At 59.4% G+C, this 14,205-nt stretch carries 12 protein-coding genes; 4 read left to right on the top strand and 8 right to left on the bottom strand.

What is annotated here, in order from left to right; genetic code table 11:
• Positions 1-86 precede the first annotated feature (86 nt).
• From ACM6IR_RS18175 to glnA, 3 genes are all read right to left on the bottom strand, one after another.
• Positions 87-680 (bottom strand): DUF4124 domain-containing protein, encoded by a 594-nt coding sequence (locus ACM6IR_RS18175; RefSeq protein ID WP_414908975.1) that lies wholly within the window; start codon positions 678-680, stop codon positions 87-89.
• Positions 677-1,186 (bottom strand): DUF4124 domain-containing protein, encoded by a 510-nt coding sequence (locus ACM6IR_RS18170; protein ID WP_414908974.1) that lies wholly within the window; start codon positions 1,184-1,186, stop codon positions 677-679. Before ACM6IR_RS18170 ends, ACM6IR_RS18175 begins: the two co-directional genes overlap by 4 nt.
• A 291-nt stretch (positions 1,187-1,477) precedes the next feature.
• Complete coding sequence (glnA, locus tag ACM6IR_RS18165) at positions 1,478-2,884, bottom strand: glutamate--ammonia ligase (protein ID WP_414908973.1); 1,407 nt, start codon at positions 2,882-2,884, stop codon at positions 1,478-1,480.
• Between the two features lie 330 nt (positions 2,885-3,214).
• Between glnA and thiI the strand changes: the two genes are divergently transcribed.
• Positions 3,215-4,669 (top strand): tRNA uracil 4-sulfurtransferase ThiI, encoded by a 1,455-nt coding sequence (gene thiI, locus ACM6IR_RS18160; RefSeq protein WP_414908972.1) that lies wholly within the window; start codon positions 3,215-3,217, stop codon positions 4,667-4,669.
• Positions 4,670-4,808: 139 nt separating this feature from the next.
• Positions 4,809-6,629, top strand: coding sequence for a translational GTPase TypA (gene typA / locus ACM6IR_RS18155; protein WP_162436958.1), 1,821 nt, complete (start codon positions 4,809-4,811; stop codon positions 6,627-6,629).
• Positions 6,630-6,857: 228 nt separating this feature from the next.
• Here typA and ACM6IR_RS18150 read toward each other — a convergent pair whose 3' ends face one another.
• The 4 genes from ACM6IR_RS18150 to ACM6IR_RS18135 all read right to left on the bottom strand — a co-directional run bounded on the left by ACM6IR_RS18150 (position 6,858) and on the right by ACM6IR_RS18135 (position 10,365).
• On the bottom strand, positions 6,858-7,826 hold the full coding sequence (locus tag ACM6IR_RS18150; protein WP_414908971.1) for a metal ABC transporter ATPase: 969 nt from the start codon (positions 7,824-7,826) through the stop codon (positions 6,858-6,860).
• Between the two features lie 32 nt (positions 7,827-7,858).
• Entirely contained in the window at positions 7,859-8,671 is an 813-nt protein-coding gene (locus tag ACM6IR_RS18145; RefSeq protein ID WP_414908970.1) for an aldo/keto reductase, read from the bottom strand.
• Positions 8,668-9,843: an NAD(P)/FAD-dependent oxidoreductase gene (locus tag ACM6IR_RS18140; protein WP_414908969.1), complete on the bottom strand. Its 1,176-nt coding sequence runs from the start codon at positions 9,841-9,843 to the stop codon at positions 8,668-8,670. Before ACM6IR_RS18140 ends, ACM6IR_RS18145 begins: the two co-directional genes overlap by 4 nt.
• Before the next feature lie 189 nt (positions 9,844-10,032).
• The gene (locus ACM6IR_RS18135; RefSeq protein ID WP_414908968.1) at positions 10,033-10,365 is read right to left on the bottom strand and encodes a DMT family transporter; all 333 of its coding nucleotides are present in this window, start codon (positions 10,363-10,365) and stop codon (positions 10,033-10,035) included.
• A gap of 103 nt (positions 10,366-10,468) precedes the next feature.
• On the opposite strand from ACM6IR_RS18135, the gene ACM6IR_RS18130 reads away from it, so the two are divergent.
• Both ACM6IR_RS18130 and waaA read left to right on the top strand, forming a co-directional pair.
• The gene (locus ACM6IR_RS18130) at positions 10,469-11,389 is read left to right on the top strand and encodes a LysR family transcriptional regulator (RefSeq protein WP_414908967.1); all 921 of its coding nucleotides are present in this window, start codon (positions 10,469-10,471) and stop codon (positions 11,387-11,389) included.
• The gene (gene waaA / locus ACM6IR_RS18125) at positions 11,382-12,659 is read left to right on the top strand and encodes a lipid IV(A) 3-deoxy-D-manno-octulosonic acid transferase (RefSeq protein ID WP_414908966.1); all 1,278 of its coding nucleotides are present in this window, start codon (positions 11,382-11,384) and stop codon (positions 12,657-12,659) included. Before ACM6IR_RS18130 ends, waaA begins: the two co-directional genes overlap by 8 nt.
• A gap of 99 nt (positions 12,660-12,758) precedes the next feature.
• On the opposite strand, the gene ACM6IR_RS18120 is transcribed toward waaA, so the two are convergent.
• Positions 12,759-14,198 (bottom strand): TolC family outer membrane protein, encoded by a 1,440-nt coding sequence (locus tag ACM6IR_RS18120; RefSeq protein WP_414908965.1) that lies wholly within the window; start codon positions 14,196-14,198, stop codon positions 12,759-12,761.
• Positions 14,199-14,205 lie beyond the last annotated feature (7 nt).

Here is a 14,205-nt window from a genome sequence, read left to right as displayed (position 1 = left end):
TGGGTTGGTATGTGAGTACGGTGCAGCTTATTGCACCAATATAGAGCGCAAACCTGAACGAGGTTAAAAAACCGCAGGAAGGGTTTTTAATCTTTGGGTTTGTCTTTGAGTGGGCATTCCGGCCGTTGGCCGTCATCGCCAAGGATGCAGGGTTTGACCTGGCGCTTCTGTGCAAGGGAGATGCGCAGCATGTGAAAAGGCTGATTGGCGGTGCGTTCGACGGTGCGGCCCTGCTCGTCGAGGATTTCCACGGACAGGTGATGGCTGCCTCGGTCGATATTGCTCAGGGCGAACACGGGGCTTGGGCCGGGATCGGTCGTCGGTTGGCTGTCGAGCAGCAAGCGGTAACGATGCCCGCGTTGCAGGCCTGGTTCGCTGGTGACGCTGACGATCAGCTCGCCGGCGTTACTGCGAATTGTGGCGTCGGGCTCTGGCACCAACACGCTCAGCAGGTCGTAGTGGAACAGTGGTTTGGCTTCAGTTTTCTTCCCGGCAATGACCGGCGCTGCACCGCTCGGGTTGGCGGGCATGCGATTGCTGGGGGGCGTCGGCACGCGCTTGGCGTTGCCGGCGCCGGGTTGGTCGGTAAAGACTCGGTTGCCCTGGGCATCGACGTAAGTGAAGACGTCGGCCATGGCGGGCAGGGTGATGAAGCACACGAGCAGCAGCCACAGCCTCATGGCTTATGCACCCGTTGTACGGTGAAGGTCACGGTCGGACTCTGCTGGACGATGTTTTCCCCGTCGATCACCTGTACCGCGAGGCTGTGTTCACCGCGATCAATGTTGACCAGCTGCAGGAACGGCACGTTACTCGGCTGGCCGTAAGGTTGATCGTCCAGCAATAGCCTGAACAAGTGCGGGCCTTGCAGGCGGGGTTTGATCAGCACATTGACGGTGAAAGTGCCGTTGTTGGCACGCAGGGCTTCGGTGGTGGGCAAGTTGCTCAGTTCCAGCACCTCGTAGGCTTTTGCAGGCTGTTCGCTGCTGCTGGCAGCGGTAGGTGGCGCAGGAGGAGCCTGGCGTTCAATGCTATTGAGCGGCGGCAACTCGACCGGTTGTGCCTTCACCCCGTCGGGGGGGTGATTGCTGTAGGCCGTGTTGCCGTCGGCGTCGGTGTACTTATAGATCTGCGCGGCGGCGGGCAGGGCGATGAACAGCCACATCAATAGAAAACCACGACCCATAAAATCGACCGGAAGCGAGAGCATTGGGTTGCAGCATAGGTCAGGGGTGGCGGCTGACCCAAGTTGTAAACATTTGGCCATGATTTACCGCGATCCCCCAAACACCACAAATCCCCCTGTGTGGGAGCGAGCCTGCTCGCGAAGGCGTCCTGTCAGTCAATATCAATGTTGAATGATAAATCGCCTTCGCGAGCAGGCTCGCTCCCACAGGATTGTTGAATCCAGGGCACAAAAAAGGCCTCCCGAAGGAGGCCTCTTTTTTGTCACGCCGCTTGCGCAGGCGCTACCGGATTAGCAGCTGTAGTACAGCTCGTATTCCAGTGGGTGTACGAAGGTGCGTACTTTGATTTCTTCTTCGCTTTTCAGGGCGATGTAAGCGTCGATGAAGTCGTCGCTGAAAACGCCGCCTTTGGTCAGGAACGCACGACCTTTGTCCAGCTCTTCCAGGGCTTCTTTCAGGCTGCCGCAAACTTGTGGGATCTCTTTCGCCTCTTCAGGCGGCAGGTCGTACAGGTTTTTGTCAGCTGCATCGCCAGGGTGGATCTTGTTCTGGATGCCGTCCAGGCCAGCCATCAACAGTGCAGCAAAGCCCAGGTACGGGTTGGCTGCTGGATCCGGGAAGCGGGCTTCGATACGGCGAGCGCGAGGGCTGGACACGTAAGGAATACGGATCGAAGCGGAACGGTTACGAGCCGAGTAGGCCAGCATGACCGGAGCTTCGAAACCTGGGACCAGACGCTTGTAGGAGTTGGTCGACGGGTTGGTGAAGCCGTTCAGGGCCTTACCGTGCTTGATGATGCCGCCGATGAAGAACAGGGCGGTGTCGGACAGGCCGGCATAGCCTTCGCCAGCGAAGGTGTTCTTGCCATCTTTAGCGATGGACAGGTGAACGTGCATACCCGAACCGTTGTCGCCGTACAGAGGCTTAGGCATGAAGGTCGCGGTGCGGCCGTATGCATCAGCAACGTTGTGTACGCAGTACTTCAGGGTCTGTACTTCGTCAGCCTTGGCCACCAGGGTGTTGAACTTCACACCGATTTCGTTCTGGCCGGCAGTGGCCACTTCGTGGTGGTGAACTTCGATGACCAGGCCCATTTCTTCCATGGCGTTGCACATGGAGGTACGGATTTCGTGGTCGTGGTCGAACGGCGGAACAGGGAAGTAGCCGCCTTTGACGCCTGGACGGTGGCCGCGGTTGCCGCCTTCCACGTCCTGGTCGGACATCCACGAACCTTGTTCGGAGTAGATTTTGAACATCGAGCCGGAGATGTCGGACTTGAACTTCACTTCGTCGAAGATGAAGAACTCTGGCTCTGGACCTACGAATACGGTGTCGCCGATACCGGTCGACTTCAGGTATTCCTCGGCACGCTTGGCGATCGCCCGTGGGTCACGGTCGTAGCCTTGCATGGTCGAAGGTTCGATCACGTCGCAAACCAGAATCAGGGTTGGCTCTTCGGTGAACGGGTCGAGGACGGCAGTGCTGTCGTCCGGCATCAGGATCATGTCGGAAGCTTCGATGCCTTTCCAGCCAGCGATGGAGGAACCGTCGAACATTTTGCCTTCTTCGAAGAAAGCGTCATCCAGCGCGTCGCGAGCCGGCATGGTCACGTGGTGCTGAGTGCCTTTGGTGTCAGTGAAGCGCAGATCAATCCACTTGACGTCATGATCTTTGATGAGTTGAACCGACTTCGACATAGTGTCCTCCGGGTGGCTTCGGGCTTAGTAGTGGATGCCCTTAGAATGTGGGTGATGCCGGCGCGAATACTCTGCCAAGGCAACCTGCCTCACAAGGGAGCAAATTGCATGCCAGTGCCCCACCATGGGTTTTTTGCCCCAATATCACGCTTATAAAGGCAGTCGGTGTCTTAAAGCGAGAAATATCGCCCTACAATGTTGCGTTAAATTTCAGAAATGACCTGTTTTGGTGCGCGCAAAACCTTCTGCACATTAACTGGTTAAACCTTGAGCAATTTCCGCTATAATCCGCGCCCCCCTTTTTCGGCTGGCCCAGCGCGCGCTGTTTTCATGAAACTAATCGTAAAAGTCTTTCCCGAGATCACCATCAAGAGCCGCCCGGTACGGATGCGTTTCATCCGCCAGTTGGCCAAAAACATTCGCACCGTGCTCCGCGACCTGGACCCGGCCGTGGTGGTGAACGGTGTGTGGGACAATCTCGAGCTGGAAACCCGCGTCAGCGAGCCCAAAGCCCTGAAGGAGATGACCGAGCGCCTGAGCTGCATGCCGGGCATCGCGCATTTTCTGCAGGTCGATGAATACCCGTTGGGTGACTTCGACGACATCGTCGCCAAGTGCAAGCAGCACTTCGGTGATTCGTTGGCCGGGAAGATTTTTTCGGTGCGCTGCAAGCGTGCCGGCAAGCATGAATTCACCTCGATGGACGTTGAGAAATACGTCGGCAGCCAACTGCGTCGTCAGTGCGGCGCCGCCGGAATCTCGCTCAAAACGCCGGAAATCGAAGTTCGCATCGAAATTCGCGACAAACGGTTGTTCGTGATCCACAGCCAGCACAACAGCATCGGTGGTTATCCGCTGGGCGCCCTGGAACAGACGCTTGTGCTGATGTCCGGCGGCTTCGATTCCACCGTGGCTGCCTACCAGATCATGCGCCGCGGCCTGATGAGCCATTTCTGCTTCTTTAATCTGGGCGGACGTGCCCATGAACTGGGCGTTATGGAAGTCGCGCATTTCATCTGGAAGAAGTACGGCAGCTCCCAACGCGTGTTATTTGTCAGTGTGCCGTTCGAGGAAGTACTGGGAGAAATTCTCGGGAAAGTCGATAACAGTCATATGGGTGTAGTTTTGAAGCGTATGATGTTGCGCGCTGCTTCCCGTATTGCTGATCGACTCGACATCGAGGCGCTGGTCACCGGTGAAGCGATTTCCCAGGTTTCCAGCCAAACGCTGCCGAACCTGTCCGTGATCGACTGCGTGACCGACAAGTTGGTTCTGCGTCCGCTGATCGCCAGTCACAAGCAGGACATCATCGACCTGGCTAACGAAATCGGCACTGCCGACTTCGCCAAGCACATGCCGGAGTACTGCGGGGTCATCTCGGTGAACCCCAAGACCCACGCCAAGCGTCCGCGCGTGGAGCATGAAGAGAAAGAATTCGATATGGCGGTACTCGAGCGTGCGCTCGAGAACGCCAAACTGGTACCGATCGATCGGGTCATCGACGAATTGGGCCAGGATGTGCAGATTGAAGAAGTCAGCGAAGCGCTGGCCGGTCAGATCATCATCGACATCCGTCACCCGGATGCCGCTGAAGACGACCCGCTGAGCCTGGCTGGTATCGAGGTACAAGCGATGCCCTTCTATGCATTGAACGCTCGTTTCAAGGAACTGGACCCTACTCGCCAGTACCTGCTGTATTGCGACAAAGGCGTGATGAGTCGCCTGCATGCCCACCATTTGCTCAGTGAGGGGCATGCCAATGTGCGCGTTTATCGACCGAGCTAAGTGCCCGGGGCTGTTTGCCTGTGGCCTGCGTCACCGGCCCCCCGACGCCGCCGTCAAGCTGTAACGGCTTTGCCGGACTCTACTGTTAATCGCTGCCAAGACTTGTCAGCACACCGAATCCTCTGATCGAGATACACAAGTGATCGAAAATCTACGCAACATCGCCATCATTGCTCACGTTGACCATGGTAAGACCACCCTGGTAGACAAACTCTTGCGTCAATCCGGCACCCTGGAGCGCAACGAGCTCAACGACGAGCGCGTGATGGACTCCAACGACCAGGAGAAAGAGCGCGGTATTACCATTTTGGCGAAAAACACCGCCATCAACTGGAACGGCTACCACATCAACATCGTGGACACCCCGGGCCACGCCGACTTCGGCGGCGAAGTTGAACGCGTAATGTCGATGGTTGACTCCGTTCTGCTGCTGGTTGACGCTCAAGACGGCCCTATGCCGCAAACCCGTTTCGTGACCAAGAAGGCTTTCGAAGCCGGCCTGCGTCCAATCGTGGTCATCAACAAGGTTGACCGTCCAGGCGCACGTCCGGACTGGGTTCTGGACCAGATCTTCGACCTGTTCGACAACCTCGGTGCTACCGAAGAACAGCTGGACTTCAAAGTCGTCTACGCTTCGGCCCTGAACGGCATTGCCGGTCTGGAACACACCGACATGGCTGAAGACATGACTCCGCTGTACCAGTCGATCGTCGACAACGTACCAGCACCGAAAGTTGACCGTGACGGTCCGTTCCAGATGCAAATCTCGGCACTGGACTACAACAGCTTCCTGGGCATCATCGGCGTTGGCCGTATCGCTCGTGGTCGCGTCAAGCCGAACACCCAGGTTGTGGCTATCGATGCCGACGGCAAGCGCCGTAACGGTCGTATCCTGAAGCTGATGGGTCACCACGGTCTGCACCGCATTGACGTTGAAGAAGCAGCTGCCGGCGACATCGTCTGCATCAGCGGCTTCGACCAGCTGTTCATCTCCGACACTCTGTGCGACCCACTGAACGTCGAAGCGATGAAGCCGCTGACCGTTGACGAACCAACCGTTTCGATGACCTTCCAGGTTAACGACTCGCCGTTCTGCGGCCGTGAAGGCAAGTTCGTCACCAGCCGTAACATCAAGGAACGTCTGGACAAAGAACTGCTCTACAACGTTGCCCTGCGCGTTGAAGAAGGCGACACCGCTGACAAGTTCAAAGTCTCCGGCCGTGGTGAGCTGCACCTCTCGGTACTGATCGAAACCATGCGTCGCGAAGGCTTCGAAATGGGTGTTGGTCGTCCGGAAGTGATCATCCGCATGGTTGATGGCGTCAAGCACGAACCGTACGAAAACGTGACCATCGACCTGCCAGAAGAATCGCAAGGTTCGATCATGGAACAGATCGGTATCCGTAAAGGCGACCTGACCAACATGGTTCCGGATGGCAAGGGCCGTGTGCGCCTTGAGTACAACATCCCGGCACGTGGCCTGATCGGTTTCCGTAACGAGTTCCTGACCCTGACCTCCGGTGCAGGCATCCTGACCTCGATCTTCGACCGTTACGACGTGATGAAGTCCGGCGACATGTCCGGCCGTCAGAACGGCGTGCTGGTTTCGGTGGCTACCGGTAAGGCACTGACTTACTCGCTGGAAACCCTGCAAGCTCGCGGCAAACTGTTCCTGGGTCACGGTGAAGACGTGTACGAAGGTCAAATCGTCGGCATCAACAGCCGCGACAACGACCTGGGCGTCAACCCAACCAAAGGCAAGAAGCTCGACAACATGCGTGCTTCGGGTAAAGACGAAACCATCGCTCTGGTTCCGCCTATCCGCTTCACCCTGGAGCAGGCTCTGGAATTCGTTCAAGAAGACGAATTGTGCGAAGTCACTCCTAAGTCCATCCGTCTTCGCAAGAAGATCCTGGGCGAAAGCGAGCGTACCCGCGCTGCCAAGAAGTCCGGTAACTAAGTCATTTAGTTAGCTGGCAAAAAAACGCCCCCGACCGCAAGGTCGGGGGCGTTTTTTTTTGTCTGGGGTTTGGGCGGTGTTTGTGCCGGCCCCTTCGCGGGCAAGCCTCGCTCCTACGGGTTTTGCATGACCTGTAGGAGCGAGGCTTGCCCGCGAAGGCGATATGGCATTCAACATCCATGTTGAAGGTAAGGGCCTCTTCGCGGGCAAGCCTCGCTCCTACAGGTTTCAAGAGCTGACTTTTTTTCGCGGCACGATCTTTTTCAGCAATTGCTTCGCTTTTCCGCGCAGCCGGGCTAACCCGGAAGCTTTCCCTGGCGGACTTAGCCCCTGCTGCCGCACCCAATCCTTCCAGCGAATCCGCTCATCGCGCACCAGCCAGCCTTCCTGCTGGGAAAAACTCTCCGCCAGATACAACCCGCGAGTGCTCGCCGGGTAAAGCTGATCCTTTTTCAAGGTGTACAACTCGGCCATCGGCTGGCCATCCTGCAGTGGCATCAGGTACAGGTCGGGACGCTTGCGATCGAGCCGGGCCACCAGTTGATCGCCTTCCAGGCGCTCATCGACATGAAACAGGCTCAGGGATTTGGCCTCCTTGGGGACTTCCAGGCGCAAGTCATAAATCAATTGAAGCGACGCTGTCGGCAAATGCACGTAAGCCCGTGGCCGTTCTATCAACTGCATGTTGGCGCAACGCACCGGTCGCGCCGAACCAGACAACGGCGTCAGGCGAAACGGCAGTGCTTCACGGTAATGCAGGGCGCTGGCATAGGGCGCCGGCAGCCAGGTGTCGTTGAAACGCCCGCCAAGCCAGCCTTCCGGGGTTTCCAGCAAGCATTCTTCGGCAATTTCCTGGATCGCCGTGTGCAGCGGCAAGTTCAGTTCATGGGCCGGCACATAACCGGAAATAAGCTTGAGCACCACATCGCCGCGGTCCTGCCGACGCTGACGCACCAACACCCAGTAATCGCGATTCTGCCAGTGCAGGGTCAGGCGCACCGAGACCCCGAGATTGGCAAGCTCCAGGGAGAACCGCTCGGGGTTGGCCACCGTCACCGGGCGGCGACGTTGCAGGGTCTGGGCGAAATTGAGCGGCATCCCGACGCTCTGGTAGCTCAAGCCTTCGGGGGTCGCTTCGACGTATAACGGCAGGGTCTTGAAGTTGCTCGGGTTCTTTCTAATGAGCGTACGCGGCATGTCGGCTCCTGCTTAAGGCCGCGTGGGCGGCATCAGTTTCTACGAAGGACCTGGGCAACGGTCGCGACGTTGTGGGCGAGGTGCAGCGGATTGATGGTCCCGACAATAGCACTGGCCACACCGGGATGTTCAAACAACAACTCGAAGCTGGCACGCACCGGGTCCACACCCGGGCTCAGGCAGGCGTGACCGCTGGCCAAGGCTTTTTTCACCAGGATGGCTTTGCCGTGAGCAGCAGCATAGTCAATGACCGCTTTCTCGCTCTGCTCGTTCAGATTGTAGGTGACCATTGCGCAATCACCTTGTTCCAGAGCCTTCAAACCGCCTTCGACGGTTTTACCGGAGAAGCCGTAGCCGCGAATCTTGCCTTCGCGCTTAAGCTCGGCGAGGGTGGTATAAACGTCGCTGTCGTTGAGGATCGCCAGGTCGTTACCGTCGGAATGCACCAGCACCAGGTCAATGAAATCCGTTTCCAGGCGTTGCAAGCTGCGCTCCACCGACAATCGCGTGTGGGCGGCGCTGAAATCGTGGCTCGACTGGCCGTCGGCAAACTCTTCGCCGACTTTGCTGACAATCACCCACTCCTGGCGCTGGCCACGCAACAACGGCCCGAGGCGCTCTTCGCTGCGCCCATACGCTGGCGCCGTGTCGATCAGGTTGATACCCATATCGCGCGCAAGTTTGAGCAGCATGCGTGCTTCGTCATCGCCGGGAATCTGGAAGCCGTTGGGGTATTTCACGCCTTGATCGCGACCCAGTTTCACGGTGCCCAGGCCCAGAGGCGAAACCGCCAGCCCGGTGCTGCCCAGAGGGCGGTGCAGGTCGTGCAGGGTCGGTTGGCTCATGGCAACAGTTGCTCCCAGGCTGGAACGCCCATCGGCGGTTTCGGCAGGTCGGGCAGGGGGGCCGTGTGGCTTGGCTGGATGCCGTCACGGGTAAAGCTTGCGATGACACGGTCGGCGAAGTCTGGCGCCAGTGCCAGTTTGGTTGGCCAGCCCACCAGCAACCGACCCTGCTCTGCAAGGAACGCGTTGTCGGGGCGGGTCAGGCCCGATTGCAGCGGCTCGGCGCGATCCACGCGCAAGGTTGCCCACTGCACGGTGCTCAGGTCGATCCATGGCAATAACTGGCCGAGTTCTTTCTGCGCCGTGGCGATTTGCTCGGCGGGTTCGCGGGCAACACCTTCGGCTTCGGCGATATCGCCGCCCAGATACCAGACCCACTGGCCATCGGCGGCCGGATGGGTGGTCACGGTAATGCGCGGTTTGGTTCCGCCACCCAGGCAATGAGCGTACAGCGGTTTCAGGCTTGGTCCTTTGGCGATGATCATGTGCAATGGCCGGCGCTGCATGGCCGGCTGGCTTAGCCCAAGTGTTTCGAGCAGCGCGGCTGTACCGGCACCGGCGCTCAAGACAATGCGTTGGGCACGGATCTCGCGGTCGTCGACCTTCAGGCCGACCAGGATTCCACCCTCCAGCAGCGGTTCGATCTTTTGACCCGCGAGCAAGCCATCACCCGCCAGGTCGGCCAGGCGCCGGATCAGGCTCGGGACGTCGATCACCAGTTCTGCCAAGCGGTAGACCTTGCCCTTGAAGCGCTTGTCTTGCAGGGCCGGCGGCAGTTGCTCGCCCTTGACCTGATCGACACGGCCGCGCACTGCTTTGCTGGCGAAGAAACTGGTGAGGTTGCCGGCGAGGGTGCCGGGGGACCAGAGGTAATGGGCCTCGGACAGCAGGCGCACGCCGGACAAGTCCAGCTCACCGTTACCGGCCAGTGCCTCGCGCCAGCGTCGCGGCATATCGGCGATGGCTTCCGAGGCGCCGGTCAGGGCGCCATGCAGCGCGTACTTGGCGCCGCCGTGGATGATGCCCTGGGACTTCACACTTTGCCCGCCGCCGAGGCTGGCGCTCTCCACCAGCACGGTCGAAAAACCCTGGCGGCGCAAGCGTGCATTCAGCCAGAGGCCGGCAACACCAGCGCCGACAATCAGAACGTCGGTGGAAATAACGGATGGCATGCGGCGACCTCAGTGTTCAAGACGAGGACGCAGTATACAGATTCATGCCGATCGCTATGTAGCAGCTGCCGAAGGCTGCGTCCGAGGACAAAGTCCTCGCCTTCGATCTACCTGCGAGATCGAGTCGTCAGGTTACGACTGCTTCGCAGCCGGACGCAGCCTTCGGCAGCTGCTACGAAAAAGCGTGTATCAATGTCCGGCGGTTTTGGAGAAGAGCTGGATCACGACGACACCCAATACGATGAGCGCCATCCCCATCATCGCCGGCACATCCAGCTTCTGCCCGTAAATAAACAGCGCCGCGACGCTGACCATCACGATCCCCATGCCGGCCCACACCGCGTACGCAACACCCACCGGAACGCTGCGAACCACCAGGGTCAGCATCCAGAAGGCGATGCCGTAACCCAAAATAACCAGAATCAGCGGCAGCGGGGTGCTGAGGCCTTTGACCGCTTTCATCGAAACAGTGGCGATCACTTCGGCGCAGATGGCGATGGCCAGGTAGTAGTAAGCGGTCATAGGTGCATCCTCGTGTGAAGTGTTGCTTTCTGAGGTCGGCATTCTAGAGACTATCCAGATGCGGTAAAGTCATTACCTATCTGTTCGGGAGATGGGTTGCCTTATGAATATGCAATGGAATCTGGAGCAGTTGCGGCTGTTTGTCAGCGTAGCGGAGCAGCGTTCGTTTTCCGCCGTCGCGCGGGACCAGCGCAAGGCGCAGTCGGCAGTCAGCAGTTCGATTGCGCTGCTGGAAGAGGACTTGGGGGTGAGCCTGTTCGATCGCAGCAGTGGCCGTCAGCCGAAACTCACCGAGGCCGGCAACGCGTTGCTGGAAGAGGCGCGGGAAGTGCTGCGCCAGTGCGAACGCCTCAATGGCCGGGCACTGGCAATGATGCGCGGCCAGGAGGCGCGTCTGCGTGTGGCCCAGGATGAGGCGATGCCCTATCAGCCGATCATCCAGAGCTTCGAAGCCCTGGCAGAAAAATTCCCCAGCATCGAAGTACAACTGACCAGCGCCGCCCAGGGCGATGTGGCGCGCAAACTGGTTGAGCGTCGGGCCGATCTGGGGTTGTTGTTTTATCACGACCAGATTCCCGAAGCCCTCGAGCGGCGGGTGTTGGGAAGCGTCGAAATGGTCACGGTGTGTGGCGTCGATCATGCGCTGGCGAATCAGGCTCACGTCGATTGTCAGCAACTGGCGCAGCATCGACAGTTGCTGATGTCCACCCAGTCCAGCGTCTATCCCGGCAGCGAGCCGGCCAGCCCGCAAGTCTGGCGGGCCGACAGTTTCTACGTGATGGCTGAGTGGTTGGTGCGGGGCCTCGGTTGGGCCTGGTTGCCACGACACGTGGTGCAGTACCCGGCATATCAGGGGCACATGGTCGAACTGGTCAGCGAATGGACGCCGCCGGCACTGGTGGTGGAGCTGGTCTGGCGCCGGGATGAGCCACTCGGCCCGGCGGCGCGTTGGCTGGCGGAACGTTTTGCCGTGCACTTGCAGGCGATCGGCGAAAAAACCGATAAACTCCGCCGCCATGAATAGAACTCTCTACACCGTGCTGTTTTACCTGGGGCTGCCACTGGTAGCGATTCGGCTGTGGCTGCGCTCGCGCAAGGCACCGGCGTATGCCAAACGCATTGGCGAGCGGTTCTCTTTCGGCTTGCCGGCAATGAAGCCGGGTGGCATTTGGGTGCACTCGGTATCCGTGGGCGAAAGCATTGCCGCGGCGCCGATGATTCGCGCGTTGCTGCAACGTTATCCACAGCTGCCCATCACCGTGACCTGCATGACCCCGACCGGGTCCGAGCGCATTCAGGCATTGTTTGCCAACGAGCCGCGCATCCAGCACTGCTATTTGCCGTACGACTTGCCGTGTGCCGCCGCGCGTTTTCTCGATCGGGTCCGGCCGAAACTGGCAGTGATCATGGAAACCGAACTCTGGCCCAACCATATTCACCAATGCGCCAAACGCGGGATTCCGGTGGCGCTGGCCAACGCGCGGTTGTCTGAACGTTCGGCCAAAGGGTATGGCCGTTTCAACAAACTGACCCGGCCGATGCTCGTCGAGATGAGCCTGTTCGCCGTGCAGACTGAAGCCGAGGCCCAGCGTTTCCGTGAGTTGGGCGCGCGCCCGGAAACCGTTGAAGTGACCGGCTCGATCAAGTTCGATCTGACCATCGACCCGCAACTGCTGCTGCGCGCCGCCCAATTGCGTGCGCAGTGGCAGGCAGAGAACCGTCCGGTGTGGATCGCCGCGAGTACTCACGAAGGTGAAGACGAAATTGTGCTGGCGGCTCATCGTCAGTTGCTCGCCAATCATCCCGATGCGTTGCTGATTCTGGTGCCGCGTCATCCTGAGCGTTTCAACTCGGTGTTCGAGTTGTGTCAGCGACAGGGTTTCGCCACGCTACGCCGGTCTACGGGCGAGCCAGTCACCGCCGCGACGTCGGTGCTGGTGGGCGACACCATGGGTGAGTTGCTGTTTCTTTATGCTCTGGCTGACAGCGCATTTGTCGGTGGCAGTATGGTGCCGAACGGTGGACACAATTTGCTGGAACCGGCTGCGCTGGCCAGGCCGGTATTGAGCGGGCCGCACCTGTTCAACTTCCTCGAAATCGCTACGCAGTTGCGCGGTGCCGGAGCGCTGCAGGAAGTGGAAGATGCCGAAGGTCTGTCGCTGGCTGTGCAGCGGCTGTTCGAATTGCCACGGGATGCGCAGCAGATGGCTGAGGCGGGATTGAAGGTGATGCGCTTGAATCAGGGCGCTTTGCAGCGATTGCTGGACGGGTTGGGTCGGTTGATCGAGCGTTAGACCGCGTCGCCTGCATTCGCGAGCAGGCTCGCTCCCACATGGACTGCATCGTTCGCAGAACCAATGTGGGAGCGAGCCTGCTCGCGAAGCTTTTGCTTTTTACTGACCCGGCCGGGCGTTGAGCTGTTCAGCCGCCGCCTTGGCCAGATCCGGTGGCAGGAAGTCCTTGTCCGGGTTGTAGTCGGCCTTCAGGTAACGCGCCAGATCCTGCAAATCTCCCGGATTCAATGTGCCGGCCGCCTGCTTCAGGCGCAGGTTGTCGAGGATGTAGTCGTAGCGTGTGTTGTTGTAGTCGCGCACCGAGGTGTACAGCTGACGCTGGGCATCCAGCACGTCGACGATGTTTCGCGTCCCCACCTGATAACCGATTTCGGTGGCTTCCACCGCGCTCTGGTTGGAAATGATCGATTGTTTGCGCGCCTGTACCTGCTCGACGTCGGTGTTGACCGCACGGTGCAGGTTGCGTGTGCTTTCCACGATTTGCCGACGCAGGGCTTCGCGTTGCTGCTCGCTCTGGTCCAGTTGTGCGTACGATTGGCGCACCTGAGAGCTGGTCAGTCCACCGGTGTAAATCGGGATGTTCAGTTGCAGGCCCACCGTCGTTTGCTCGACGTTGCCACCGTAAGGCTGGCTGAAGGCGTTCGGGTTGCTGAAGCCCAGTGCATCGTTGTCGCCTTTCTCGTATTTAGCCACGGCGTCGACAGTCGGTGCATAACCGGCCTTGCGCTGCTTGAGGGTTTCTTCGGCGGCGCTGACGGCGTAGTTGCTCGCGAGCAGGTTGAGGTTCTGTCTGGTCGCCGTATCGACCCAGGCCTTGGCGTCGTTCGGTGATGGCGGCAGGATCGGCAAGGTATGGGAAATGCCCCAGATCGAGTTGTACTGGCGGTTGGTCAGGGTGATCAGGGCTTCGAATGCATCATCCACCTGGCGCTGCGCGACGATTCGGTTGGCGCGTGCGGTGTCGTAGCTGGCTTGCGATTGCAGCACGTCAGTCTTGTCCGAGAGCCCGACATCAAAGCGTTCGTTGGACTGATCGAGCTGGCGTTTGAACGCGGCTTCCTCGGCTTTGGTCGAGGCCAGGTTGTCCTGGGTGCGCAAGACGTTGAAATAGCTGACGGCGGATTGCAGGATCAGGTTTTGCTCGGTTGCCGAGAGTTGCAGTGCGTCCTGCTCATTGACGCTCTTGGCGGCCTGGAACTGGAACCAGCGATCGGCACGGAACAGCGGTTGCGCCAGGGTCGCTTGATACGAATGGGCGTTGCGGTTGGCGGTGGTCGAAGGCTGATCGAGCGCGGTGCGCACGCTGGACATTTCGGCGCCGCCCGAGAGATTGGGCAGCAGGCCGGCGCGGGCCTGGGGCACGACTTCTTTCTGAGCGCCATATTGGGCGATGGCGGCGGCGAGGTCGGCGTTATTGTCCTTCGCTTCCTGGTACACGCTGACCAGATCGTTTTGGGTCGATAAGGGCGCTTCTGCTGCCCAAGCCATTCCATTGGACGCACAAGACACGGCTACGGCCAGTGAGAGTTTGCGCAGCATGAGGCCA

Origin of the sequence: Pseudomonas sp. IT-P253 (assembly GCF_949768125.1) — a bacterium.
Taxonomy (GTDB): domain Bacteria; phylum Pseudomonadota; class Gammaproteobacteria; order Pseudomonadales; family Pseudomonadaceae; genus Aquipseudomonas.
This window is presented reverse-complemented; position numbering and strand designations above follow the sequence as displayed.